This is a genomic window from Actinomadura sp. WMMB 499 (genome assembly GCF_008824145.1).
Taxonomy (GTDB): Bacteria; Actinomycetota; Actinomycetes; order Streptosporangiales; family Streptosporangiaceae; genus Spirillospora.
The window spans coordinates 621186-646636 of the sequence record NZ_CP044407.1; the positions used below are offsets into that span (position 1 = coordinate 621186).

Annotated in this window: 11 protein-coding genes; 2 read left to right on the top strand and 9 right to left on the bottom strand. The window is 75.4% G+C overall.

The window, feature by feature from the left end; genetic code table 11:
• Positions 1-246: 246 nt before the first annotated feature.
• Positions 247-723, top strand: a complete 477-nt coding sequence (locus F7P10_RS02755; RefSeq protein WP_151007937.1) for a nuclear transport factor 2 family protein — start codon at positions 247-249, stop codon at positions 721-723.
• Here the strand turns inward: F7P10_RS02755 and F7P10_RS02760 are convergent.
• Positions 720-2120, bottom strand: coding sequence for an FAD-dependent monooxygenase (locus F7P10_RS02760; RefSeq protein ID WP_176611273.1), 1401 nt, complete (start codon positions 2118-2120; stop codon positions 720-722). The genes F7P10_RS02755 and F7P10_RS02760 overlap by 4 nt on opposite strands.
• Positions 2121-2287: 167 nt before the next feature.
• Between F7P10_RS02760 and F7P10_RS02765 the strand changes: the two genes are divergently transcribed.
• On the top strand, positions 2288-2707 hold the full coding sequence (locus F7P10_RS02765) for a nuclear transport factor 2 family protein (RefSeq protein WP_151007938.1): 420 nt from the start codon (positions 2288-2290) through the stop codon (positions 2705-2707).
• On the opposite strand, the gene F7P10_RS02770 is transcribed toward F7P10_RS02765, so the two are convergent.
• The 8 genes from F7P10_RS02770 to F7P10_RS02805 all read right to left on the bottom strand — a co-directional run bounded on the left by F7P10_RS02770 (position 2688) and on the right by F7P10_RS02805 (position 25389).
• Positions 2688-3884 carry a cytochrome P450 gene (locus tag F7P10_RS02770; protein WP_151007939.1) on the bottom strand — a complete coding sequence of 399 codons (1197 nt, stop codon included), beginning with the start codon at positions 3882-3884 and terminating at the stop codon, positions 2688-2690. The two genes, F7P10_RS02765 and F7P10_RS02770, sit on opposite strands and share 20 nt — an antisense overlap.
• A gap of 80 nt (positions 3885-3964) precedes the next feature.
• Positions 3965-5113, bottom strand: coding sequence for an AAA family ATPase (locus tag F7P10_RS02775; RefSeq protein WP_176611274.1), 1149 nt, complete (start codon positions 5111-5113; stop codon positions 3965-3967).
• A gap of 86 nt (positions 5114-5199) precedes the next feature.
• A complete protein-coding gene (locus F7P10_RS02780) occupies positions 5200-6795 on the bottom strand; it encodes an ABC transporter permease (protein ID WP_151007941.1) in 1596 nt (531 codons plus the stop codon).
• Positions 6792-7727: an ABC transporter ATP-binding protein gene (locus F7P10_RS02785; protein WP_151007942.1), complete on the bottom strand. Its 936-nt coding sequence runs from the start codon at positions 7725-7727 to the stop codon at positions 6792-6794. The genes F7P10_RS02780 and F7P10_RS02785 overlap by 4 nt, the downstream gene beginning before the upstream one ends.
• Before the next feature lie 4 nt (positions 7728-7731).
• Entirely contained in the window at positions 7732-8406 is a 675-nt protein-coding gene (locus F7P10_RS02790; RefSeq protein ID WP_254716362.1) for a TetR/AcrR family transcriptional regulator, read from the bottom strand.
• A 154-nt stretch (positions 8407-8560) separates the two neighbouring features.
• Positions 8561-9337: a thioesterase II family protein gene (locus tag F7P10_RS02795; RefSeq protein ID WP_151007943.1), complete on the bottom strand. Its 777-nt coding sequence runs from the start codon at positions 9335-9337 to the stop codon at positions 8561-8563.
• A 40-nt stretch (positions 9338-9377) separates the two neighbouring features.
• Positions 9378-10595 carry a crotonyl-CoA carboxylase/reductase gene (ccrA, locus tag F7P10_RS02800; protein WP_254716363.1) on the bottom strand — a complete coding sequence of 406 codons (1218 nt, stop codon included), beginning with the start codon at positions 10593-10595 and terminating at the stop codon, positions 9378-9380.
• Positions 10596-10833: 238 nt separating this feature from the next.
• Positions 10834-25389: a type I polyketide synthase gene (locus F7P10_RS02805; protein WP_151007945.1), complete on the bottom strand. Its 14556-nt coding sequence runs from the start codon at positions 25387-25389 to the stop codon at positions 10834-10836.
• Positions 25390-25451: the final 62 nt, after the last annotated feature.

Below are 25451 nucleotides of genomic sequence, written 5' to 3' on the forward strand. Positions count from 1 at the left end.
CCCGGCTCCAGGAATTCGGGGTCCGTGGTCGCCGACTTTTACACAGTGCCCGAAGACCTTCAAGAACACGGTCGGCCAGCCAATGTCAACCGATCGTAATGAAGTCCAGGTAGCTCCGGTCAGGCCATTTATTGAGCCTTTTTGTCAGGGGTACGGACCCCTGTTTTAGGGGTCTGCCGAGACGGCTAGGGGAGGACAGAATGGTGGGCGTACCGGTCGGCCGCACACGCCCACGAGGAGGCAGACATGTCCCGTGACCAGTCCTGCAAGGAGCTCGCGGTCGAACACTGCCGGCGGATCAACGCGCGCGACATCGCCGGACTCCTGAGCCTGTACGCGCCCACCGTCCGGTTCGAGGACCCCATCGGATCCGGTGTCCGCACCGGGCACGCCGAACTGCGGCGCCACGCGCTGGGCGCCCTGCACTGCGACGTGCACGAGTACGCCCACGACCCGGTCGGCGTCCTGGACGGAACGCGGGCCGCGCTGCCCGTGACCGCGCATCTGGACTTCGGCACGGCGGCTCCCCTGCTGTCCTCGCAGGGCTTCATGGACTGGGACGGCACGCCGGCCGGTCCGGGCCGCCGGCTCCAGATCCACTACGTCATGGTGATCGAGACCGACGCCACCGGCCTGGTCCGCGCCATGCGCGCCTACTGGGGCCGTACCGACGTGACGGTGGTGGACGAGCACGACGTCCTCACCATGCCCGCGTCCCGCTAGCGCGCGGCGCTGGTCCCGCGGACCGCCAGTTCGGCCGGGGTGAGCTGGGGACGGGCGAGGGCGGGGCGGGCCGCGCCCCGCCGGAGCGCGGCGATGACGTCGGGATGCTCCAGGCTGTTCAGCGGCGCCGACAGGGTGCTCACCCCGGCGACCGCGGCGCCGACCAGCGGATCGCGGACCGCGGTCTCGGTGACGAGGTCGGCGAACGCCCGCTGCCGCCGCAGCGTCTGGATCCAGCGGGCGTCGGCGACGTCCACGCGGCAGCCCGGATAGAAGACGTCCTGGGAGACCGCCAGCGACCACGGGTCGTCCACCACGGCGGCCATCGCCTTCTGCGCGCGCCGCGCCGCGCCGTCGCCGGTCCCGCTCCGGCCGACCTCGGCCCCGAGCGCCGCCGCGCACAGCGCCGCCGCGCTCATGCCGTGGCCGTAGACGGGATTGAAGGCGGCGAGGGCGTCGCCGAGCACGACCAGCCCGTCCGGCCAGCGGTTCAGCTTCTCGTAGCGGATGCGGCGGTTGGCCGTGCTGCGGGTGCCGCGCGCTTCGGTCAGCGGTTCGGTGGCGGCCACGAGCTCCCCGATGAGGGGATCGCGGGCGGCGCGGACGAACGCCGCGAAACCCTCCTCGCCCGCGGGCGGCTCCCCGCCCCGGGTACCCGACACCGTCACCATCCAGCGCCCGCCCTCGACGGGCAGCAGGACCGCGTTGTGCCCCGGCCCGCCGGTGCGGTGGTCGGCGTAGTGCGAGACCACGGGGAAGGTCTCCGCCACGGCGCGGTAGACACGGGTGGCGTAGGCGATGCCGGAGTCCACCACCTCCTCGGGCGCCTCCGGAAGCCCCAGCCCGACGAGCCAGCGCCGGGTCGCGGAGCCGCGCCCCGCGGCGTCGACCACGAGGTCGGCCTCCATCTCGGTGACCGCCCCGTCCGCGGCAGTGCGCAGCCGGACGCCCCGCACCCGCCCGGCGTCGCCGAGCAGTCCGGTGGCCGCGGTGCCGTCCTGGATCGTCACCGCGGCCGAGCCGCCGAGCCGGTCGCGCAGGGTCCGGTCCAGCAGCGTCCGGGAGCAGGCGATCAGGAAGTGCTCCGTCGGGAACCGGTGCTGCCACCCGTGCGAGGTGAGCGACACCATGTCCTGGTGGACGCCGATCCGGTGCGCGCCGGCCGCGCGCAGCCCGGCGAGCGTTCCCGGCAGCAGGACGTCGATCACCCGCGCCCCGCCGGACCACAGCAGGTGGGCGTGGTGGGCCTGCGGCAGTCCGCGCCGATGCTCGGGCCCGGCGGGCAGGACGTCGCGCTCGACCACGGTGACGGTGTCGACATGGCGGGCCACGGCCGCGGCGGCCAGCAGGCCCGCCACACTGCCGCCCAGCACGACGGCATGAGTTCGTCCGGTCATCGCGAGCCCCTCCCTCTCTCGTTTTCCTCACGGTCGCAGTGCGCCGGCCGGGGCGACAACGCATCGAATCCCCTATTTCCTGCCGCCGATCCCCTGACTTTCTCCCGCCGGAATGGCCGGCCGCGGTATCCCCGTTAAGATCCCCACAGCCGATGGCGGGAGAATTCGTGACCGACGAGATGACACGGAAGCGGATCGCGCTGGAATACTGCGCGCGGATGAACGCGGGCGACCTCGACGGGGTGCTCGCTCTCTTCGCCGCCGGCGCGGTCTTCGAGGACCCGGTCGGCTCCCCCCGCCCGCTGCGCCCGCACCTGGCCCGTGCCATCGACGGCCGCGTGCGCGAGACGCCAGGTACGCCGGTCGCCGCCATGGACGACCGGCACGTGCTGCTCCCCGCCACCGTCACGGTGTCGGACTCCTTGCTACCGCGCGGCAAGCGAGTCCGGTACGAGCTCATCGGGCTGCTCGGCATCGGCGACGACGGCCTCATCGAGCACGTCCAGGTGTTCTGGAGTTCCTCTGACGTCACGCTCGTGGACGAGGGGCCCGGTTCCGCCGGGCCGGCTACCGTTCCGTCCGCGTGACCGTGACGGGCAGCCGCTTCATCCCGAAGAAGTTCTGCGGATAGAACTCCAGGTCCGCGCCGGGGGTGATGCGCAGGTCGGCGAAGCGGTCGAACAGCAGGTTCAGCCCGAGTTCGCCTTCGAGCCGGGCGAGCTGCGAACCCAGGCAGTAGTGGACGCCCTTCCCGAAGGCGACGTGCCCGTTGGGGTGCCGGCCGGGGTCGAAGGAGTCGGGGCGGTCGAACTGCCGCGGATCGCGGTTCGCGGCGACGATCCACACCTTCACCACCGAGCCGGCCGGGATGAGCACGCCCGCCAGTTCGACGTCCGCGGGCGTGTAGCGCAGCACCATCAGCACCGGGGGCCGGTAGCGCAGCAATTCCTCGATCGCGCCGGGCAGCAGCGCGCGGTCGGCCCGCAGCGCGGCCGCCAGGCCGGGGTCCTGCTCGAAGCACCAGATCGCGTTGCTGAGCATCATCGTGGTGGTGACGTGCCCGGCCTCCAGCAGGACGCGGCTGAAGTTCACGACCTCCTGGTCGTCCAGCCGCTCGCCGCCGACCTGCGTGGCGACCAGGCGGCTCAGCAGGTCGTCGCGCGGGGCGGCGCGCTTGCGGCGCACGTGCTCCAGCAGGTAGGCGTTCATCTCCATGGTGCCCATGGCGATCTCGCGCCGCGCGTCCTCGTTGGCGAGCGGATCCTGGACGACCGCGCCCAGCATCCGGTCGGCCCACGCCTTGAACTGGGCCAGGTCCAGACTGGGGATGCCCAGCAGCTCGGCGATGACGATGACCGGGAGCGGCTGCGTGAACGCGGAGATCAGCTCGATCTCGTCGGCGTCGCCGACGGCGTCCAGCAGCTCCGCGGCGACCTGCCGGATCTTGGGCTCCAGCGCCGAGACCGCGCGCGGCACGAAGACCCGGCTCACGATGGTGCGCAGCTTGCGGTGCTCGGGCGGGTCCAGCCAGAGCATGTTCCCCCGGAAGCTTCCGGCGGCGGGAAAGGCGAACGCCGGGTTGCTGGAGAACGAGGCCGGTTCGGACAGCACCCGCTGCGCGTCGGCGGCGCCCACCACGTTCCACACCCCCTGCGCGTCCCGCCCGACCGGGCACGCCTCCCGGGTCCGGTGCGCCCACGCGATGAGCTCGGCGCCGCCGTCGGCGGCGGACGGCGCCGTCTCGGAGATCGTCTGCTGGACCATGGCCGCCTCCCGGGAGCGTCTGCGGCGACACTAGTCCGGCCGTCACGGCCGCGATAACCCCTAGGGTGCGCACCGGCCCCCTAATCGGCCCGCGACGTCATCGTCTCCCCGGCCGCACCGGAATTCCCCTCCTGAGCGAGGTGTTCCAGGGCGACCCAGTGACTGGCGGCCGTCACGTGATGGGCCACGTCGGCCGCTCGCGCGCCCTTCCGGTAGAGCAGCCTGGCCGCGCGCAGGTGCAGGCCGGTGCGCTCGTCGGCGTCCATGGCCGTCAGGACGGCCGCGCGGGCGGCGAGATGCCGGAAGCGCATCGCGTCCAGCAGCCCGGCCCTGCCGAGGGCGTCGAGCGTCGCCGCCAGCGCCGGTTCGGACCAGCCGAGCAGCTCGGCCGCCAGCGGCGCGGTCGCCGCGTCGCCGAGGACCGCGACGGCCGCGGCGAGCCGGCGGGCGTCCTCGTCGCCGCGGCCGAGGCAGTCCAGCACGGCGTGCTCGAAGCCGGCGCCGACCTCCAGCCGGTCGGCGGCGCCCGTGCCGTTCTCCCGCTGATCCGCCAGCAGGCCGCGCAGCAGGAGCGGGCTGCCGCCGGTGACGGCCAGGCCCCGCGCGGCGAGGCGCCCGGCGCGCTCCGCGCCGAGGCGCCGGGCGAAGAGGCGGAACGCGCCGTCCAGCGACAGCGGGCGCATCCGCAGCAGCGGCGTGCCGGGCAGGCGGGACAGTTCCTCGTGCAGGACGCCGTGGCCGGGATGGGCCGCGCCCGCGTCGGTGAAGATCATCATGACAGGGGCGGTGCGCAGTCGACGAGCCACGCCGAGCAGGTCCCGCAGGGCGGCGGGCGGGACCCGGTGCGTGTCGTCGACGCCCACGACGACCGGCTCGCGCTCGGCGAGCGCGAGCAGCTGAGCGTGCAGCCGCCGCGCGGTCTCGGCCGCGGGCGGTCCGGCCTCACCCGGTCGCGGGCGGGCCGGCACTCCGGGACCCGGGCGCCCCGTCTCCTCGACGAACAGCTCCAGGCCGCGCAGCAGCCCTTCCGTGAGACCGGCGGGGTCGCCGAGGTGGCGTCCGGCCTCGAAGTACAGGGCGCCCGCCGCGACGGCGCGCTCGGTGAAGGCGTGCAGCAGTTCGGTCTTGCCCGACGCCACGGCGCCGCTCACCAGGGCCGCTCCCCCGGCGCCGCGCCGGCAGCCGGCCAGCACGGCGTCCAGCCGGGACAGTTCCTCGTCACGTTCCACGGTGTGCAAGCAACGTCTCCCTGGTCGATCGGGCGACGGGCCGGCCGCCGGCCGCCGCGGGGCGGCCGGCGGTCGCGGCCGGCCGGTCAGGCCGCCGGCTTGATGTCGCGGGTACGGAGCCGCAGCGTGCCGGCGACGACGAGGAGCGCCGCGATCACGCCGAGCCACACCAGCGGCTGCACCGACATCTCGCCTCCCGGCAGCTTGGGGATGTGCGTGAACGGCGAGACGTCCAGCGCCGCCTGGCTGAGCTGCATGGCCGAGCCGATCTGTCCGAGCAGCACGAACAGCGCGAGCGCGCCCCAGCTCGCCATCGTGAACCGCGGCAGCAGGCCGAACAGGGCGATGGTGAGCCCCGCCAGCACCCACACGGCGGGGAGCTGGACGAGGGAACCGCCGAGCACGCGGGGCAGCTCGCGTCCGACGTCACCGGTGTTCAGGCCGTGCGTCAGACCCGCGGCGAGCCCGGCGGCCGTGAGCACGACCGCGGGGCCGAGCAGGGAGAACAACAGGTGCCCGCCGGCCCACTGGAGCCGCCCGACGGCGGTGCCGAGCACGGGGTCGGCGCGCAGCTCGTTCTCCTCGGCGCGCATCCGCAACGCGGCCTGGATGGCGTACGCCGCCGCGATCAGGCCGAACAGGCCCATCATCGAGCTGAGGAAGGCGTCGCGGATCCCGACCGCTCCGCCCATGCGGGTGAAGACGTCGCTCAGGCTCTCGTTGTCGCGCATCATGTCCGAGACGCCCTCGGCGACACCGCCCAGCACCGCGCCGATCACGACGAAACCCGCCGTCCAGCCCAGCAGCGGCGCCCGGTGCAGCCGCCAGGCGAGGCCCAGCGGGCTGCGCAGTCCCGCGGACGCCTCGGCGGGGCCGGGACGCGGCGCCAGCGCGCCCGCGCCGACGTCGCGGCGCGCCGACAGGGCGACGCTCGCGGCGACGATCGCCGCGAAGGCGGCGACGATGATCAGCAGCACCCACCAGCGCTCTCCCGCGAACGGCCGGAGCCGGTGCACCCAGCCGATCGGGGACAGCCACGACAGCCAGCCCACGCCGCCGCTGTCGCCCGCGATGCGCAGCAGCAGGGCGGCGCCGAGGGCGCCGAAGCCGATGGCCCGCGCGCCGCCGGCGCTCGTGCTGAACTGCGCGGCCAGCGCGCCGACCGCCGCGAACAGGCAGCCGCCGGCGGCGAACTGGAGGGCGAGCGCGACGGTGCCCGCCGTCGGCAGGTCCTGCCCGCTGAGGCCCCCGATCATGACCAGGGCGAGGAGCAGGTTGGCCCCGGCGACCACGATCAGCGCGGCCGCCAGGGGCGCGTGCCGGCTCACCGCCGTCGAGCCGAGCAGTTCGCGGCGCCCGGCGGCCTCGTCGGTGCGGGTGTGCCGGATGACCGTGAGCATGCTGATGAGGCCGACGACCAGCGGGATGAGGCCGAGACGCTGGGTGATGATGCCGCCGATGCTCTCGCTGTACAGGGGGCCGAACAGCGCGATGTAGGCGGGGTTGTTCCCGCTGATCTCGGCGTACTCCTGGCGGTCGGCCACGGCCGGGTACAGCTCGGCGGTGGCGGAGGCGAAGACGCTCGGCACCATGCCCAGGTAGATGATCCAGATCGGCAGCAGGAAGCGGTCCCGGCGCAGGATGAGCCGGACGAGACCGCGCGTGCCCGTCAGCGCGCTCACCGGGCCACCCGGCCGTCCCGCGCTCCGTCGGCGGCGGCGCCGGCGGGCTCCTTCTCGTAGTGGCGGAGGAACAGCTCCTCCAGCGTCGGCGGGCGGCTGACGAGCGAGCGGACGCCCGCCTGGGTGAGCCGCTTGAGCACCGCGTCGATCCGGTCGGCGTCGACCTCGCAGGTGACGCGCCCGCCCGGCTGCTCCTCCAGGTGGTGCACGCCCGGCACCGAGTCGAGCCCGTCGTGCGGTCCGGCCAGCTCGGCCTCGATGGAGATCCGGGTGAAGTGCCGCAGATCGGCGAGCGTGCCGGTCTCGACGGTCCGGCCGGCGCGGATGATGCTGACCCGGTCGCACAGTGCCTCGACCTCGGCGAGGATGTGGCTCGACAGCAGGACGGTGCGCCCGCCGGCGCGCTCTTCGGCGATGCACTCGCGGAAGGCCGCCTCCATCAGCGGGTCCAGGCCGGAGGTGGGTTCGTCGAGGATGAGCAGCTCGACGTTGGAGGACAGCGCGGCCACCAGCGCGACCTTCTGCCGGTTGCCCTTGGAGTAGGTGCGCGACTTCTTCCGCGGGTCCAGGTCGAACCGGTCGAGCAGCTCGGTCTTGCGGTTCTTGTCGAGTCCGCCGCGCATCCGGCCGAGCAGGTCGATCACCTCGCCGCCCGAGAGGCCCGGCCAGAGGGTGACGTCTCCGGGGACGTAGGCGAGCCTGCGGTGCAGCGTGGTGGCCTCGCTCCACGGGTCGCCGCCGAGGAGGCGGACCTCTCCGGCGTCGGCGCGCAGCAGTCCGAGCAGGACGCGGATGGTGGTCGTCTTCCCGGCCCCGTTCGGGCCGAGGAAGCCGTGCACCTCCCCGGTGCTCACCTGGAGCCGCAGCTCGTCCAGGGCGCGGGTGCGCCCGTAGGTCTTGACGAGGCCCTCGATATGGATCGCGTCGCTCATTGCCTTACTCCTCTGCAGTGGGGGGAACTGCTTGGACGTCTGCCAGCCCGGCACGCGCCTGCGCGGCCGTCTCCGGGGTCACGAGGGAGTGGGAGTGGATGTCGAGCAGCGCCATGACCAGGCGCGGGTAGGTCTGCGCGCTGAAGATCTCGCTGCCCAGCACTCGTGTCAGGTGGGGATGGAGGACGAGGACGCCGAGCTGCATCGCGGTCAGGACCGCGGACAGCCCCTCGCGGTCATGGTCCGGGGGCGGGTTCACGCCGGGCATGCCGGCCCATAGCGCGTCCTGCGTGTACTCGACCAGTTCGTCGAAGAGCTCCGCCGCGGACGCGGAGCCGTCGGCGAGCGCGCGGGCCAGGTAGCGCAGCACCGGAAAGCTGGTGCGGAACGCGATGGACAGGAAGTTGGGGTCGGCGAACTGTCCCTTGCCGTGCGCCTCGTTCTTGGTCTGGCGGAAGAAGTCGAAGGCGTACCGATCGCACGCTTCGCGCAGCGCTTCCTTGGACCTGTAGTGGTACTGGACGAGCCCGGACGAGACGCCCGCCGCCTCGGCGATGGCCCTGATGGTCGTCTCGTTGAAGCCCCGCTCGGCGAACTGGAGCAGCGCGGCGTCCCTGATGCGGGCGCGGGCGGTCAGGTCCCCTTCGTCGGGACGGTCGGGACGAGGCACTGAACTCATATATGGCTTCCCTTACACATGACCAGCTGTTCATGTGATTCTACTAGAAGTCTATACACACATACAGGACCCTGGCCACACGTTCAGGCCCGCTATCTCCGGCGGCTCCCGGACGGCGGCTCCCGGACGGCGGCTCCCGGTCAGCGGCTCCCGGTCAGCGGCCGGCCGCGTGGCGGCGCAGATCCGCGGCGATCGCCGCCGCGACCTCGGCCCGTCGCTCGTTCAGGTAGAAGTGCCCGCCGGGGAAGGTGCGCAGCCGGAAGTCCGCATCCGTGTGCCCGCGCCACGCCTCGGCCTCCGCCGGGCTGACGCGCGGGTCCCGGTCCCCGGTCAGCACGCTGATCGGGCAGCCCAGCGGAGGCCCGGAACGATGCCGGTAGGTCTCGACGGCGCGGTAGTCGGCCCGCAGCGGCGGCAGGATGAGGCGCCGCAGTTCCTCGTCCTCCAGCAGGGCGGGCGCGGTACCGCTCAGCCCCGCGACCTCGGCGAGGAGCAGGTCGTCGCCGCGCCGGTGGACGTCCTCGTGCCTGCGCGCGGCGGGCGCGCGGCGCCCGGACACGATCAGCGCCGCGGGTCCGGCGCCGTCGCGCTCCAGCCGCCGCGCCACCTCGTAGGCCAGCACCGCGCCCATACTGTGCCCGAACAGCGCCGTCGGGGTCCCGGAGTCGCGCGGCAGCGCGGCGTGGACCCGGTCCGCCAGCACCTCGAGGTCCGTGCAGGCGGGTTCGGCGCGCCGGTCCTGGCGTCCGGGGTACTGGACGGCGAGCAGCTCGCAGACCCCGGCCAGCTCGCGGGCGAACGGGAAGTAGAAGCTCGCCGACCCGCCCGCGTGCGGGAAACAGATGAGCCGCCTGGGCGGCCCCTGGGCCGCGGGACCGGACTCGGCGAACCGCCGGAACCATCGCTCGTCCATGGCCGCGGACATGCTCATGCCTCACACCACCTTCGTCGAGCCGGAGGTTCCGGCGTGCTCAGCGGAAGACGTCGATCTGGGCGGCGTGCCGCTCCCGCGTCTCCGGATCGGTGACGCCGAGCCCCTCCCGGGGCGCCAGGCAGAGGATGCCGACCTTTCCCTGATGGGTGTTGCGCTGCACGTCGCGCACGGCGGTGGCCGCGTCGGCCAGCGGATAGGTGCGCGACAGCGTCGGGTGGACGCGGCCCCGGCGGACGAGATCGTTGGCGCGCCACGCCTCCTGGTAGTTCGCGAAGTGCGAGCCGATGATCCGCTTGAGATTCATCCACAGGTACCGGTTGTCGAAGTAGTGGTCGTATCCACTGGTCGAGGCGCAGGTCACGATGGTGCCGCCGCGGCGCGCGACGTACACGCTCGCGGCGAACGTCTCCCGGCCCGGGTGCTCGAACACCACGTCGGGGTCGAGGCCGCCGGTCAGATCCCGGATGGCGCCGCCGAAGCGCCGCCACTCCTTGCGGTCGGGGACGCCGTCGTCCTGCCAGAACTCGAAGCCCTCGGCCGAGCGGTCCACGATCAGCTCGGCGCCCATGGCCCGGCAGGTGTCGCGCTTCTCTGGGGAGGACACCACGCAGACCGGATCCGCGCCGCCTCGCAGGGCGAGCTGGGTGGCGTAGGAGCCGAGCCCGCCGCAGGCGCCCCACACCAGCACGATGTCGCCCTGCTTCATGTCGGCGCCGTTGCGTGAGATGAGCTGCCGGTAGGCGGTGGAGTTCACCAAGCCCGGCGCGGCGGCCTCTTCCCACGTCAGGTGCTCAGGCTTGGGCATGAGCTGGTTGGCCCGGACGAGCGCCAGTTCGGCCAGGCCGCCGAAGTTGGTCTCGAAGCCCCAGATCCGCTGCTCGGGGTCGAGCATGGCGTCGTCGTGTCCCTGGGGATCCTCCAGCTCCACCGAGAGGCAGTGCGCGACGACCCGGTCCCCGGGCCGCCACCGCGTGACTCCGGGACCGACCCGCAGGACGACCCCGGCCAGGTCCGAGCCGAGCACGTGATACGGCAGGTCGTGCCGGGCGGCGAGCGGCGAGCGGCGGCCGTAGCGCTCCAGGAACTCGAACGTCGGGAGGGGCTCGAAGAGCGCCGACCAGACCGTGTTGTAGTTGATCGAACTCGCCATCACGGCGATCAGGGCCTCACCGATTCCCAGTTCGGGGACGTCGACGTCCTGGACGTGCAGGGACGCGCGCGGGTCGCGATCCCCGACCGGAACCCCTTCGAACATCCCCACTTCGCTCTTATGCACGGTAAGGCCGCGGAAGGAGTCGGGAATCGCGATTCCCTCCCATTCCTGGGAGGGAGCCCGCTGGTCGATCGCCTGAAGGATCTCGCGCATTTTCCTGTCCCCTGAGAATGGGTCCGGATCGTGTTGTCCGAAGGCTCGCACCGGGCGGTGACCGGGACAAGGCCCGCTCGGCGCTCTAGGGGGCACGGGAACGAGAACTGGGGTTCCGTGCCACCGGTCACAGGCCGAACTCGTCCCGGACGAATTCCAGGACCTCGGCGGAGGACGCCGCCGCGAGACGGTCCTCCACACCGCTCCCGTCCGGCGCCGGGCCGTCCGGCGGGACGGGCGCGGCCCGCCACTCCTCCAGCAGCCGTTCCAGCCGGGCCGCGATCAGGGCGCGGTCGTCCGCGCCCGGCCCGTCGCCCGCCCGGGCCATCGCGTCGGCCAGCCGGTCCAGGCCGCCGTGGACCTCGTCGGCGGCGGACGGCCCGTCGGCGACGATCAGCTCGCACAGATGCCCGGCGAGCGCGGAGGCGGTGGGATGGTCGAACACGAGGGTCGCCGACAGCCGGGTTCCGACGGCGGTGCCCAGCACGTTGCGCAGCACGTTGCGCAACTCCACGGCGCCCAGTGAGTCCACGCCCAGTTCCCTGAAGCCGGCGTCGACGTCGACGGCGTCGGCGGAGGCGTGGCCGAGCACGGTGGCGAGGTGGATCCGGACCTCCCGCAGCACGGCCTCCCGCATCCGCTGGGGCGGGAGTCCCGCCAGCCGCTCGGCGAGCGTCGCGGACCCGTTCCGCTCCGCGCCTCCGGCGGCGGCGCGGCGCACGGCGCCGGGCGCGGTCGCCGCCGCCCGGCCGGCGGTCAGGCGCGCCGGGACGAGCACCGCGTCGTCGCCGTCCATGGCGCGGTCGAACAGGGCGAGCGCCTCGTCCGGGGGCATCGGACCGATGCCCGCCCGCGCCATCCGGTCCAGGGCGGTGCGGTCGAGGCCGGCGGTCATCCCGCCGCCGGTGTCCCACAGGCCCCAGGCGAGTGAGAGCGCGGGCAGCCCCTCCGCCCGGCGGCGCCCGGCGAGGGCGTCCAGGACGCGGTTGGCCGCCGCGTAGTTGCCCTGGCCGGGCGTGCCCAGCACGCCGGCGACGGAGGAGAACAGCACGAAGGCGGACAGGTCCAGGTCGCGGGTGAGCGCGTCCAGATGCAGCGCCGCGTCCGCCTTGGGGCCGAGGACCCGTTCCAGGCGCGGGACGCTGAGGGCGTCCACCACCCCGTCGTCCAGGACTCCGGCCGCGTGCACGACCGCGGTGAGCGGTCGGTCGCCGGGGATCTCCGCCAGCAGCCGGGCCAGCGCGTCGCGGTCCGCGGCGTCGCAGGCGCGCACGGTCACCGCCGCGCCGAGCGCGCGCAGGTCGCCGGCCAGTTCGGCGGCGCCGTCGGCGTCCGGGCCGCGGCGCCCGGTCAGCAGCAGGTTCCGGACACCGTGCCGGGTCACCAGGTGCCGGGCGAGCAGACCGCCCAGCGCGCCGGTGCCGCCGGTCACCAGGACCGTGCCGGCCGGATCGGGGCGCCGCGGCACCGACAGCACGATCTTCCCCACGTGCCCGCCCCGGCCCATGTGCCGCATCGCCTCCGGGGCGTCCCGCAGGTCGCGGACCTCGACGGGCGGTGGGCGCAGCACGCCCCGCGCCAGCAGGTCCACGACCTCGGCCAGGATCTCGCCGAGCCGTTGCGGGGCGGCGTCGCGCAGGTCGAAGGCCCGGTAGGACGTGCCGGGCCGCCGCCCGGCCACCGCAGCCGGGTCGCGCAGGTCGGTCTTGCCCATCTCCACGAACCTGCCGCCGGGAGCCAGCAGGTCCAGGGACGCGTCCACGAACTCGCCCGCCAGCGAGTTGAGCACCACGTCCATGCCGGTTCCGGTGAACGCGCGGGCGAAGGACAGGTCGCGCGAGGACGCGCGGTGCGCGGCGTCCAGGCCGAGCCCGGCGAGCACGTCCTGCTTCGGCGGACCGGCCGTGCCGTACACCTCGGCGCCCCACATCCGGGCGAGCCGGACGGCGGCCGTGCCGACCCCGCCGGCGGCGGCGTGCACGAGGACGCGATCCCCATCCCGGAGACCGCCCAGGTCCCGCAGGCCGTAGTAGGCCGTCAAGTACGCGACCGGCACGGCGGCGGCCCGCGCGAACGACCAGCCGTCCGGAATCGGGACCAGCAGCCGGTGGTCGGTCACCGCGACGGACGCGAACCCCTCCTCCAGAAGTCCCATCACCCGGTCCCCGGGAGCGATCCCGGTCACCCCCGCACCGACGTCCAGCACGACCCCGGCCCCCTCGCTGCCGAGCGCGGCGACGCCCGGATACGTCCCGAGCGTGATCAGGACGTCGCGGAAGTTCAGCCCGGCCGCGCGGACCGCCACCCGCACCTCGCCGGGCCCCGGCGGGCGCCCGGCACGTCCGCCGGTCACGGCACGCAGACCGGACGGCGAACCCGGTTCGACCGGCGCCAGGTGCCAGCCGTCGCCGGAGGGCAGCGTGATCCGCTCCCCGGTCGCGGCGCGGACGAGCCGTGGTGCCAGGACGACGCCGTCGCGCACCGCGAGGCAGGCCCGGCCGCGCTCGGCGACGGCCTTGTCGGCCTCGGCGAGGGCGGCGGCGTCGTCGCGCTCGCCGCTGTCGACCAGGACGAAACGTCCGGGATTCTCGGCCTGGGCGGACTTGACCAGGCCCCAGGCCGCCGCCGCGGCCGGATCCCGCACGGGATCGCCCGGCCCGGTGGCGACCGCGCGGCGGGAGACGAGCGCGAGCGGTATCGCGGCGAGCCCGTCCTCGGCCAGCCATCCGCGCAGCAGGGCGAGAACCTCCGCCGTGGTCTCCCGTACGGCCGCCGGGACGTCGGCGGCTCCGGACCGGTCCGCGAGCAGGACCGCGACGCCGCGGCCGGCGTTCGCCCCGGCGCTCGCGGCGAGTTCCGCCGGGACGGGCCACGCCGCGGGCGCGAACGTCGTCCAGCGCGCACCGGGCTCCCGCGTCCCGGGCGGCGGCGCCCACTCCTCGCCGTATAGCGCGCCCTCCCGGTCCGTCTCCGCGGCCGTGAGCGCACCGGACGGCAGCTCGCGCAGCGTCAGCGACTCCACGGTCAGCACCGGCTCGCCCGCCGGATCGGCGAGCAGCACCCGGACCGAGTCCGGCCCGACGCGGGTCAGCCGCGCGCGCAGCGCCGTCGCGCCCACCGCGTGCAGCGTCAGGCCGTGCCAGGCGAACGGCAGGCGCGGCGGCGTCCCCGGCTCGGCGCGCACGAGCAGGTGCAGGCACGCGTCCAGCAGGGCGGGATGCACCCCGTACCCGTCGGCGTCCTGCTCCCCGGGCAGCACCGCCTCGGCGTACAGGTCGTCGCCGTGACGCCAGCCCGCGGTGAGCCCGCGGAACGCGGGACCGTACCCGTGCCCGGCGGCGTCCGCCGCCGTGTAGAAACCCTCCAGGTCGATCGGTTCGGCGTCCGGCGGCGGCCAGGCGGTGAGGCGGTCGGCGTCGGTGTCGGTGTCGGCGTCGGTGTCGGTGTCCCCCACGGCGCCCTGGGCGTAGCGGGTCCAGCCGGTGCCGGGCGCCGCTCCGGAGGGCCGGCCGTAGACGGTGACCGGGGCGTCGCCCGCGCCGTCCGGCTCGCCGACGACGACCTGAAGCCGCAACGTGCCGTCGCCGGGCAGCGTCATCGGGCGTTCGAGGACCAGTTCGGTCAGGTGCCCGCGTCCGGTCTCGGCCCCGGCCCGCCGGGCCAGGTCGGCGAGCGCGGCGCCGGGCACGAGCATGCTCCCCGCCACGGTGTGGTCGGCGAGCCAGGGCTGGTCCCGGACGGAGAGCCCGCCGGTGAGCACCGTCTCGCCCGAACCCGCGTGCGTCATCCGTGAGCCCAGCAGGGCGTACCCGTCGATCCGTTCGCCCGGGCCGCCGCGTCCCGTGCCGGGCGCCGCGTCCAGCCAGAGGCGCCGCCGCTGGAAGGCGTAGGTCGGCAGGTCGATCCGCCGGGCCGGGCGGGCGGGCAGGAAGGCGGTCCAGTCGACGTCGTGGCCCCGGGTGTGGAGCGCGGCGACGGCGGCGGCCAGCGTCCGGTCGGCGGGCCGGTCCGCGCGGCCGGCCGGCAGCACCACGGCCTCCCGCGGGGCGCGCAGGCAGTCGGGTGCGAGCGCGCTCAGCACCGCGTCGGGACCCAGCTCCAGGTACGCGCGGACGCCCCGGTCCTCCAGCGCGCGCACGGCGTCGGCGAACCGCACGGCCGAGCGGACCTGCCGCACCCAGTGACCGGGGTCGCGGACGTCGCCGCCGGAGGTCGTGACGACGGGGACGAGCGGATCACGGTAGGCGAGCGACGCCGCGACCTCGGCGAACCGCTCCAGCATGGGGTCCATGCGGTGCGAGTGGAAGGCGTGACCGACCCGCAGCCGCCGCGTCTTGTGACCGGTCGCGGCGGCTTCGGCCGCGACCTGCGCGACGGCGTCCTCGTCTCCGGACACCACGACGGCGGACGGGCCGTTCACCGCGGCGACCGACACCCGGCCGGACCGCTCCCCGATCAGCTCCAGCACCGCGCGCTCGTCCATCCGCAGCGCGACCATGGCCCCGCCGGGCGGCAGTTCCTGCATGAGGCGCCCCCGCTCGGCGACGAGGGTGCACGCGTCCTCCAGCGTCAGCACGCCCGCGACGTGCGCGGCGGCGAGTTCGCCGACCGAGTGGCCGGTCACCGCGTCCGGGACGAGGCCCGCGCTCTCCAGGAGGCGGTAGAGGGCGACCTCCAGCGCGAACAGTCCCGCCTGGGTGAAGACGGTCCGGTCCAGTCGTCCGGCCGCGTCGCCGGTGTCGAACACCACCTCGCAGACGTCCTGGCCGAGCCGCGCGGAGAGTCCCGCGCACGCCTCGTCGAACGCGGCGGCGAAGACGGGGTGGTCGCGGTGCCAGACCCGGCCCATGCCCGGACGCTGCGCCCCCTGGCCGGAGAACAGGTAGGCGAGCCGCCCGGGCGTCCGGGCGACGCCGGTGACGACCTCGGGTGCCGGACGTCCGTCGGCGAGGGCGCCCAACGCGGTCAGCGCCGCCGACCGGTCCTCGGCGAGGACGACGGCGCGGTGCGTCAGCGCGGCCCGGCCGGCCGCCAGCGCGATCCCCACATCGGCCGGGGCGGCGTCCGCGCCCGCGTCCGTCAGGAACGCGCGCAGCCGGGCGGCCTGGGCCCGCAGCCCGGCCGCGTCCTGTCCCGAGACCGCCCAGGGAGTCAACGCCGGCGCGGGACCGGCGGGCTCGGCGGGCGGTTCGGCGGGCGCCTCCTCCAGCACGAGGTGGGCGTTGGTGCCGCTGATCCCGAACGAGGACACCCCCGCGCGGCGCGTCCGCTCGCCGGGCTCCCAGGGCACCGGCTCGGTCAGCAGCCGGACCGCGCCCGGCGACCAGTCGACGTGCGGTGTCGGCCGGTCCACGTGCAGGGTGCGCGGCAGCGTCCCCCGGCGCAGGGCCATCACCATCTTGATCACCCCGGCCACCCCGGCCGCCGCCTGCGGGTGGCCGAGGTTGGACTTCACCGAGCCGAGCCACAGCGGACGGTCCCGCGGCCGGTCCGGGCCGAAGACCTCCAGCAGCGCCTGCGCCTCGATCGGATCCCCGAGTGCGGTGCCGGTGCCGTGTGCCTCGACCGCGTCCACGTCGCCGGGGGCGAGCCCGGCGGCGGCGAGCGCCTGCCGGACGACCCGCTGCTGCGACGGTCCGCTGGGCGCGCTGATGCCGTTGCTGGCCCCGTCCTGGTTGGTCGCCGAGCCCCGGATCACCGCGAGCACCGGATGACCGTTGCGCAGCGCGTCCGACAGCCGTTCGACGACGACGACGCCGACGCCCTCCGCCCAGGCGGCGCCGTCCGCCGCGGCGGCGAATGACTTGCAGCGCCCGTCGGGAGCCAGCCCGCGCTGCCGGCTGAACTGGACGAACATGCCGGGCGTCGCCATCACGGTGACCCCGCCCGCCAGCGCCAGCGAGCACTCGCCCGAGCGCAGCGCCTGACCGGCCAGGTGCAGTGCCACCAGGGACGAGGAACAGGCGGTGTCGAGCGTGACCGCCGGTCCCTCCAGACCCAGCGTGTAGGCGATCCTGCCGGACGCCACGCTGCCCTGCGCGCCCGTGGTCAGGTAGCCCTCGACCGCGCCGGGCACCTCGCCGAGACGGGAGGCGTAGTCGTGGTACATCAGCCCGGCGAACACGCCGGTGTCGGTGCCGGCGAGGGAACGGGGGTCGATCCCCGCCCGCTCGACCGCCTCCCACGAGGTCTCCAGCAGCAACCGCTGCTGGGGGTCCATGGCCAGCGCCTCGCGGGGCGGGATGCCGAAGAAGCCGGCGTCGAAGTCGGCGGCGCCGTCGAGGAAACCGCCCTCGCGCGTGTAGCTGGTGCCCGCGTGGTCGGGGTCGGGATGGTAGAGGGCGTCCAGGTCCCAGCCGCGGTCGCGGGGGAAGGCCGTGACCGCGTCGTGTCCGCCGGCGACCAGTTCCCACAGGTCCTCCGGCGAGCGGACCCCGCCGGGGTAGCGGCACGCCATCCCGACGACGGCGATCGGCTCCGCGGCCGCCGCGGTCGCCGTGGGCGCCGCCGGTGCGGTGATGTCCGGGACGGCGGCGCCCGCCCCGCCGTCCAGCCGGGCGGCCAGCAGCCGCACGACCGCCTGCGGCGTGGGATGGTCGAAGACCAGGGTCACCGGCAGCCGCACACCGGTGGCGGCCGACAGCCGGTTGCGCAGCTCCACTCCGGTCAGCGAGTCGAACCCCAGGTCCTTGAAGGCGTGCTCGTCCGGGACCGCCCCGGCGGAGTCGTGCCCGAGGACCGACGCGGTCACCGAACGCACCAGCTCGGCCAGTTCCCGCTCGCGCTCACGCGGCGCGAGCCCGGCGAGGCGGGCGACCGGGGCGTCCGGCCCGCCCGCCGGCGGCCCGGACGACGCGGTCCGGCGGCGGGCCGGGGTCCCGGCCAGTCCCCGCAACGGCGCCGCCGCCGTGCCCTCGGCGACGCGGGCGCGCACCGTCGGCAGGTCCAGCCGCACGGGGACCAGCAGCGCCTCGTCTCCGGCGAGGGCGGCGTCCAGCAGCCGCAGGGCGTCGCCGGTGGGCAGGGGCAGGACGCCCGCCCGCCCGAGCCAGGACAGGTCCGCGCCGTCGAGGTGCCCGGTCATGCCGCTGCGCTCCTCCCACAGGCCCCAGGCCAGGGAGGTCGCGGGAAGGCCGCGGGCGCGGCGCCGCTCGGCGAGCGCGTCCAGGCCGGCGTTGGCGGCGGCGTAGCCGCCCTGGCCGGGATTGCCGAGCACACCGGCGATGGAGGAGAAGAGCACGAACATCGACAGGTCGAGATCGGCGGTCAGTTCGTCCAGATACAGGGCGGCGTCCAGCTTGGGCCGCAGCACGCGATCGATGCGGCCGGGAGTCAGCGCGCCGACCAGGCCGTCGTCCAGGACGCCCGCCGCGTGCACCACGCCCCGCAGCGGGCCGTCGCGTTCGATCTCGGCCAGGAGCCGCGCGAGGGACGCGCGGTCGGCCACGTCGCAGCTCGCGATCCAGGGCCGCGCGCCCAGCTCGCGCAGTTCGGCGGCCAGGTCGGCGGCGCCGGGAGCGTCGATGCCCCGGCGGCCGGCCAGCACCACCCGCCGTATGCCGTGGCCGGTGACCAGGTGGCGGGCGACGGCGGCGCCGAGCGTGCCCGTTCCGCCCGTGATGAGCACGGCGCCGGTGGTGCCGACGCTCTCCGGCGGACGTGCGGGGAGCTCCCGCCGGGTGAGCCGGGGGACCGTCGCCGCGCCGCGCCGGACCCGCACGCGCGGTTCGCCGGTGGCGAGCAGCGCGGGCAGCAGCGGACCGGCGGCGTCCGGGTCGTCGGTGTCCACCAGGACGAATCGGCCGGGGTCCTCGGACTGCGCCGACGCGACCAGTCCGCCGGCGGCGGCACCGGCCACGCCGCCCGTGGTGAGCACGACCAGGGGTCCGCCGTCCCCGCCGGGTGTTTCGCCGGTGAGGGCGGACAGCACCCGCGCCGTCCCCGCGCGGACGGCGCGCGCGACGTCGGCGGCGTCCGCGTCCGCGCCGGGTTCGGCCACCAGGACCGTCCGCGGCGCGGCGCCGCCGGCCGCCTGCACGACCGGCGGATGCAGGGGCGCCCAGGTCAGCGTGTGCAGGTCACGCCCGGCCACCGGCGCGACACCGGCGCCCGCTTCCGGCATCGGCCGCAGCCGCAGCGTGGCCACGTGCGCCACCGGCCGGCCCCCCTCGTCCGACAGCACGAGGCTCACGCCGTCGTCGCCGACCGGCGTGACGCGCACGCGCAGCGCCGCCGCGCCGTCGGCGCTGAGCGACACGCCCTCCCAGGCGAACGGCAGCCACACCCGGTGGTCGGACGCGACGTCGCCCAGCCCGACCACGGCGTGCAGGGCCGCGTCGAGCAGCGCGGGATGCAGCGCGTAGCGCCCGGCGTCGGCGTGCGCCTCCGGCGGCAGCGCCACCTCGGCGAACAGGTCGCGTCCGGAGCGCCAGGCCGCGCGCAGCCCCCGGAAGGCCGTGCCGTACTCGTAGCCGATCTCGGCGAGCCCGTCGTAGAAGCCGTCGAGGTCGACCGGCGCGGTGTTCGGCGGCGGCCAGGCACCGGGCTCGCGCGGGAGCGGTTCCGGCGGCGCCGCCGTGAGGACGGCGGTCGCGTGCCGTGTCCACGGCGAGTCCGGGGAGGTCCGGGAGTGGATGCGCACCTCGCGGCAGCCGGCCTCGTCGGGTGCCTGGACCACGACCTGGAGGTGGGCGTCCCGGCCGGCCGTCAGTTCCAGCGGCGTCTCCAGCACCAGGTCGGCGATCTCGCCGAGTCCCGCGGCGTCGGCGGCCTGCACGGCCAGTTCGACGAAGGCGGTGCCCGGCAGCAGGACGGTGCCGCGCACGGCGTGGTCGGCCAGCCACGGTTGGAAGGCGAGCGACAGCCGTCCGGTGAGGGTGAGCGGGCCGTCCCCCGCCTGCCGCACGACCAGGCCGAGCAGCGGGTGCCCGGCCGCCTCCACCCCGGCGCCCGGCACGCCGCGCAATGCGGACCCGCCGGGTTCGAGCCAGTAGCGGCGCCGCTGGAAGGCGTAGGTGGGAAGGTCGGTCACCGTCCCGTCGGGCACGATCGCGGTCCAGTCCACCGTGACGCCCTGCGCGAACACCTCGGCGGCCGAGCGCAGCAACCGGCCGGGATCCCCCTCCCGGCGGCGCAGCGAGCCCGCGGCCACCACGGGAAGGCCGGCCTCGTCGGCGATCTCGGCGATGCCGGGAATGAGGATGGGATGCGGGCTGCATTCGACGAACGCGCGATGGCCCTCGTCCAGCAGGGTGCCGACCGCCCCGGCGAAGTCCACCGGACGGCGCGCGTTGTCGAACCAGTACCCCGGCCCCAGAGCAGACGCGGACAGCACGCCGCCCGTCACCGTCGAGCAGAACGTCACCCGGCCCTCCACCGGCGCCACCGGTCCCAGCAGCTCCAGCAGCTCCTCCCGCAGCGGATCGACCTGCGCTGTGTGCGAAGCCACCGTCCCCGCCACCACACGCGCACGGACCCCCCGCTCCCCGCACACCTCCACCAGCTCCCGCAGCACCCGTTCCGGGCCCGCCACCATCACCGCGTTCGGCCCGTTCACCCCCGCCACCGCCAGCACGTCACCCCACCGCGCCACCAGTTTCTCGACCGCGGACCGTCCGGCCGCGACCGCGGCGACCGCCCCGCGCCCGACGAGCTCGCGAGCGAACAGCCGCGACCGCAGCACCACGACCCGCACCGCGTCGTCCAGGGACAGCGCACCCGCGACGTAAGCCGCGGCGACCTCACCCTGGGAGTGTCCGACCACCGCCCCCGGACGCACCCCCAGGGACTCCCAGACGCGGGCGATCCCGACCATCACCGCGAACAGCAGCGGTTGCAGGACCTCGATCCGCTGGAGGTCCTCCTCATCGCCCCGCTCCAGCACCTCCCGCAACGACCAGTCCACGTACGCCGAGAGAGCGCCCTCGCACTCCCCGACCCAGTCCGCGAAGACCCGCGACGCCAGCAGGTCCCGCCCCATGCCCGCCCACTGCGAGCCCTGCCCCGGGAACACCAGCACCGGACGCCCGGTCTCCACCGCCGTCCCCGCGACCACGCCGGGGCTCTCCCGGCCCTCCGCGAGCGCGGTGAGCCCGGCGCCGATCGCCTCGGCGTCCTCCCCCAGGACCACGGCGCGGGCGGGCAGCAGGGCGCGGGTCCGGGCGAGCGACCACGCCACGTCACCGACGTCGGCGGACCCGGCCGTCTCCGCGAGGCGCGCCGCCTGCGCGCGGACCCCGGCGATGTCGCGGGCCGAGACCACCCAGGGCACGAGCGGCGCCGGTCCGGCGGCGGAGCCCGCCGCCTCGGGCGCCGGGGCCGGACGGTCCGTCTCCTCCGCGTCCGGGGCCTGTTCGAGGATCAGGTGCGCGTTGGTCCCGCTGATCCCGAACGACGACACCCCCGCCCTGCGAGGCCGGCCCGGATCCGCCCACGGCGTCCGCTCGGCCAGCACGCGCACCGTGCCCGACGACCAGTCCACGTGCGGGGAGGGCTCGTCGGCGTGCAACGTCCGGGGCAGCGTCCCGTGACGCAGCGCCTGCACCGTCTTGATGACGCCCGCGACGCCCGCGGCGGCCTGGGTGTGCCCGATGTTGGACTTCACCGACCCCAGCCACAACGGCCGCTCCGGCGGCCGGTCACGCCCGTATACCGCGAGCAGGGCGCGCGCCTCGATGGGATCGCCGAGACGCGTGCCGGTGCCGTGCGCCTCGACCGCGTCCACATCGTGCGGGCCGAGCCCCGCGTCCGCCAGCGCGCGGGCGATCACCGCCTCCTGCGCGGGGCCGCTCGGGGCGCTCAGCCCGTTGCTGGCACCGTCCTGGTTGGCCGCCGAACCGCGCACGACCGCCAGCACGCGGTGACCGTTGCGCCGGGCGTCCGCCAGCCGCTCCAGCACCACCATCCCCACGCCCTCCGACCACCCCGCGCCGTCGGCCCCCGCCCCGAACGCCTTGCACCGCCCGTCCGGCGACAGCGCCCCCTGCCGGCTCAGTTCGACGAACATGCCGGGGGTCGCCATCACCGTCACGCCGCCGGCCAGAGCCAGCGAGCACTCCCCCGACCGCAGCGCGCGCCCCGCCAGATGCATCGCCACCAACGACGACGAACACGCCGTGTCCACCGTCAGCGCCGGACCCTCCAGACCCAGCGTGAACGCCACCCGGCCCGACACCACGCTGGGCGTGCCGCCGGTCAGCAGGTGTCCCTCGACACCGTCGCCGCCCTCGTGCAGGCGCGGTCCGTAGTCCTGGAAGGTGGTGCCCACGTACACCCCGGTGGGGGTGCCGCGCAGCGACGACGGATCGATCCCCGCCCGCTCCAACGCCTCCCACGACGACTCCAGCACCAACCGCTGCTGCGGATCCATCGCCAACGCCTCACGCGGCGAAATCCCGAACAAACCCGCATCGAAATCACCCGCGTCGTACAGGAACCCGCCCTCGCGCACGTAACTGCGCCCCGGTGACCGGCCGTCGCCTGAGAACAGCTCCGCCAGGTCCCAGCCCCGGTCGGCCGGGAACGCCGAGATCGCGTCCCGCTCGCGCTCCACCAGATCCCACAGGTCGTCGGGGGACCTGACGTCCCCGGGGAACCGGCACGCCATCCCCACGATGGCCAGCGGCCCATCGGCGTCCGGCGTCCCCGGCCCGGCCGCGGACCGGCCGGGCGCCGTGCCCGCCCCGTCCAGGCCCGCGGTGATGTACTCCGCGACCTGCGCCGGGGTGGGCCGCTCGAAGAGCAGGGTCGCGGGGAGCGCCAGCCCGCTCGCCGCCGCGAGGCGGTCGCGCAGCGCGACCCCGCTGAGCGAGTCGAAACCCAGGTCGCGGAAGGCGCGGCCGGGGTCGACGTCGTCGGGGCCCGGATGTCCGAGCACCGCCGCCGCGTGCGCACGGACCCAGCGGAGGACCGTGCGGGCCCGGTCGTCCGCGGAACGCCCCGCGAGCCTGCCGGCCCAGCCCGGCGGCGGGTCGCCGGAGACCGTCCCGGACTCCGCGGGAACCGGAACGGTGCTGCCGCCCGCGAGTGTCTGCGGGACCTCGTCGAGCCAGTGGCGGCGGCGCTGGAAGGCGTACGTGGGCAGCTGCGCCCGGGGGCCCGGCGCGGCGCCCAGGACGGCCGTCCAGTCCGGTTCCACTCCGTGGACGTGCAGCGCGGAGACCGCACGCAGCATCTCCTCCCGTTCGGGCCGATCCGGCCGCAGCGCCGGGACGAGGACGGGAACCGGCCCGGAGGCGGGGACGCAGTCCCGCGCCATGCCCGACAGGACCCCGTCGGGACCCAGCTCCAGGAAAGCGGTGGCCCCCTCGTCCAGCAGGCGGCGCACCCCGCTCGCGAAACGGACGGTCTCGCGCGCGTGGCGCACCCAGTACCCCGGCGAGCCCAGCGTCTCGGCCCCGGCCAGGTCACCGGTGACCTCGGAGACGACGGGGATCCGGGGGGCGCCGAATGTCAGACCGGCGGCGATCCGGCCGAACTCGCCGAGCATCGCGTCCATGTGCGCCGAATGGAAGGCGTGGCTCACCCGCAGCCGCTTGGCCTTGCCGCCGGCCTCCCGCCAGCGGCGCGCGATCTCCTCGACGGCCGGGGCGTCGCCGGACACGACGGTGGCCGCCGGTCCGTTCACCGCGGCGACGTCCACCCGTCCCGCCGCCGCGTCGAGCAGCGCGGCCACCCGCTCCTCGCCACCGTCGAGGGAGACCATGGCGCCGCCTCCCGGCAGCGCCTGCATCAGCCGTCCGCGCGCCGCGACGAGCGCCGCCGCGTCCCGCAGGTCCAGCACGCCCGCCGCGTGGGCCGCGGCCAGTCCGCCGATCGAGTGACCCAGCAGCCGGGCCGGGCGCACGCCCCAGCTCTCGACGAGCCGGAACAGCGCGCTCTCCAGAGCGAACAGGGCCGCCTGCGTGTACATGGTCTGGTCGAGAAGCACCGCGTCCGGTGTCCCGGCGGCCGCGAACACGATCTCCCGGAGCGGCCGGTCCAGGTGCCGGTCGAGTTCCGCGCAGGCGGCGTCGAAGGCTTCGGCGAACACCGGGAAGGCCGCGCGGAGCCCCCCGCCCATGCCCGGCCGCTGACTGCCCTGCCCGGCGAACAGGAAGACCGGGCCGGGGCCGCCCGCGTCGCCGCGCACGGGGTACCCGCCCTGCACGAGCGCCGCCGACGGTTCACCGTCCGCCAGCGCCGCCAGTGCCCGCGCCGCCTCGTCCGGCCCGGACGCGAGGACCACGGCCCGGTGCTCGAAGGCGGTCCGGGTCGTGGCCAGCGCGAGCACCACGTCGAGCGCGCGCTCGTCCGGCCGCGCCGCCGCCAGGCGCGCACGCAGCCGTCCGGCCTGACCGCTCAGCGCCTCCGGCGACCGCGCGGACAGCACGTACGGCAGCGGCTCCGGTGCCGGCGTCTCCGGCACCGGCTCCGCCGGGCGCGACCACTCCTCCAGCACCAGATGACAGTTGGTCCCGCCCATGCCGAAGGAACTGACACCCGCGACCAGCGGGAGCCGCGGATCGGGCCAGTCCCGCTCCTCGGTGACCACCTCCAGGTTCAGCGCGTCCAGCGGGATCGCCGGGTGCGGCTCGGCGTGGTTCAGGGTGGCGGGCAGCCGGCGGTGCCACAGGGCCAGCACCGCTTTGATCAGCCCCGTGACCCCGGCCGCGCCCTCCAGGTGCCCGACGTTGGTCTTGGCCGACCCCACCGCCAGCGGCCCGCCCTCCGGCCGCGCACGCCCGACCACCGCGCCGAGCGCCGCCGCCTCGACCGGATCGCCGAGCCGGGTCCCGGTGCCGTGCAGCTCGACGTACTGCACGGCCGCGGGGTCGATCCCGGCGGCGGCGTAGGCGGCGGCCAGCACCTCCTCCTGCCCGGACCGGTCCGGGACCGTCAGCCCCTCCCCGCCGCCGTCGTTGTTGACGGCGCCGCCCCGGATCACGCAATACACCCGGTCGCCGTCGGCCAGCGCGTCCTCCAGCGGTCTCAAGACCACGACCCCGCCGCCCTCCCCGCGCACGTAGCCGTTGGCGCGCGCGTCGAAGACGTGACAGCGGCCGTCCGGCGACAGGGCACCGAAACGGGCGGTACCGAGAGCACTGTCGGCCACCAGGTTGAGGTTGACCCCGCCGGCGAGCGCGAGCGCCGACTCGCCCCGGCGCAGGCTGTCGCAGGCGGTCTGCACCGCCACCAGCGACGACGACTGCCCCGAGTCCAGCGTCAGGCTCGGGCCCCGCAACCGCAGCAGGTAGGACACGCGGTTGGCGATCATGCTGCGATGCAGGCCGGTGACGGAGTGTGCGGTGACCGCGGCCGGGCCCCCGCGACCGGCGAGCACCGCGTAGTCGTCCCAGATCGCTCCCAGGTGCACCGCGACCGGGCGGCCCGCCAGGCGGGCCGGCACGATGCCCGCGTCCTCCAGGGCCTCCCAGCTCAGTTCCAGGGCGAGCCGCTGCTGCGGGTCCATGGCGGCGGCCTCACGCGGCGCGATACCGAAGAAGGAGGCGTCGAAACGGTCCACCTCGTCCAGGAAGCAGGCCCGGCGCGGCAGGTCCGCCTGTCCCTCCTCCATCGCCCAGCGCCCCGGCGGAACGTCGCGGACGGCGTCCCGCCCGTCCCGCAGCATCCGCCAGAACGCCTCCGGGTCGGCGGCGCCCGGCAGCCGGCAGGCCATTCCGACGACGGCGATGGGCTGATCCATGATCGCGTCCTTTTGTCGAATACGAGGCCGAATATTCCGCCCACCAGAAATACCAAGGTGGA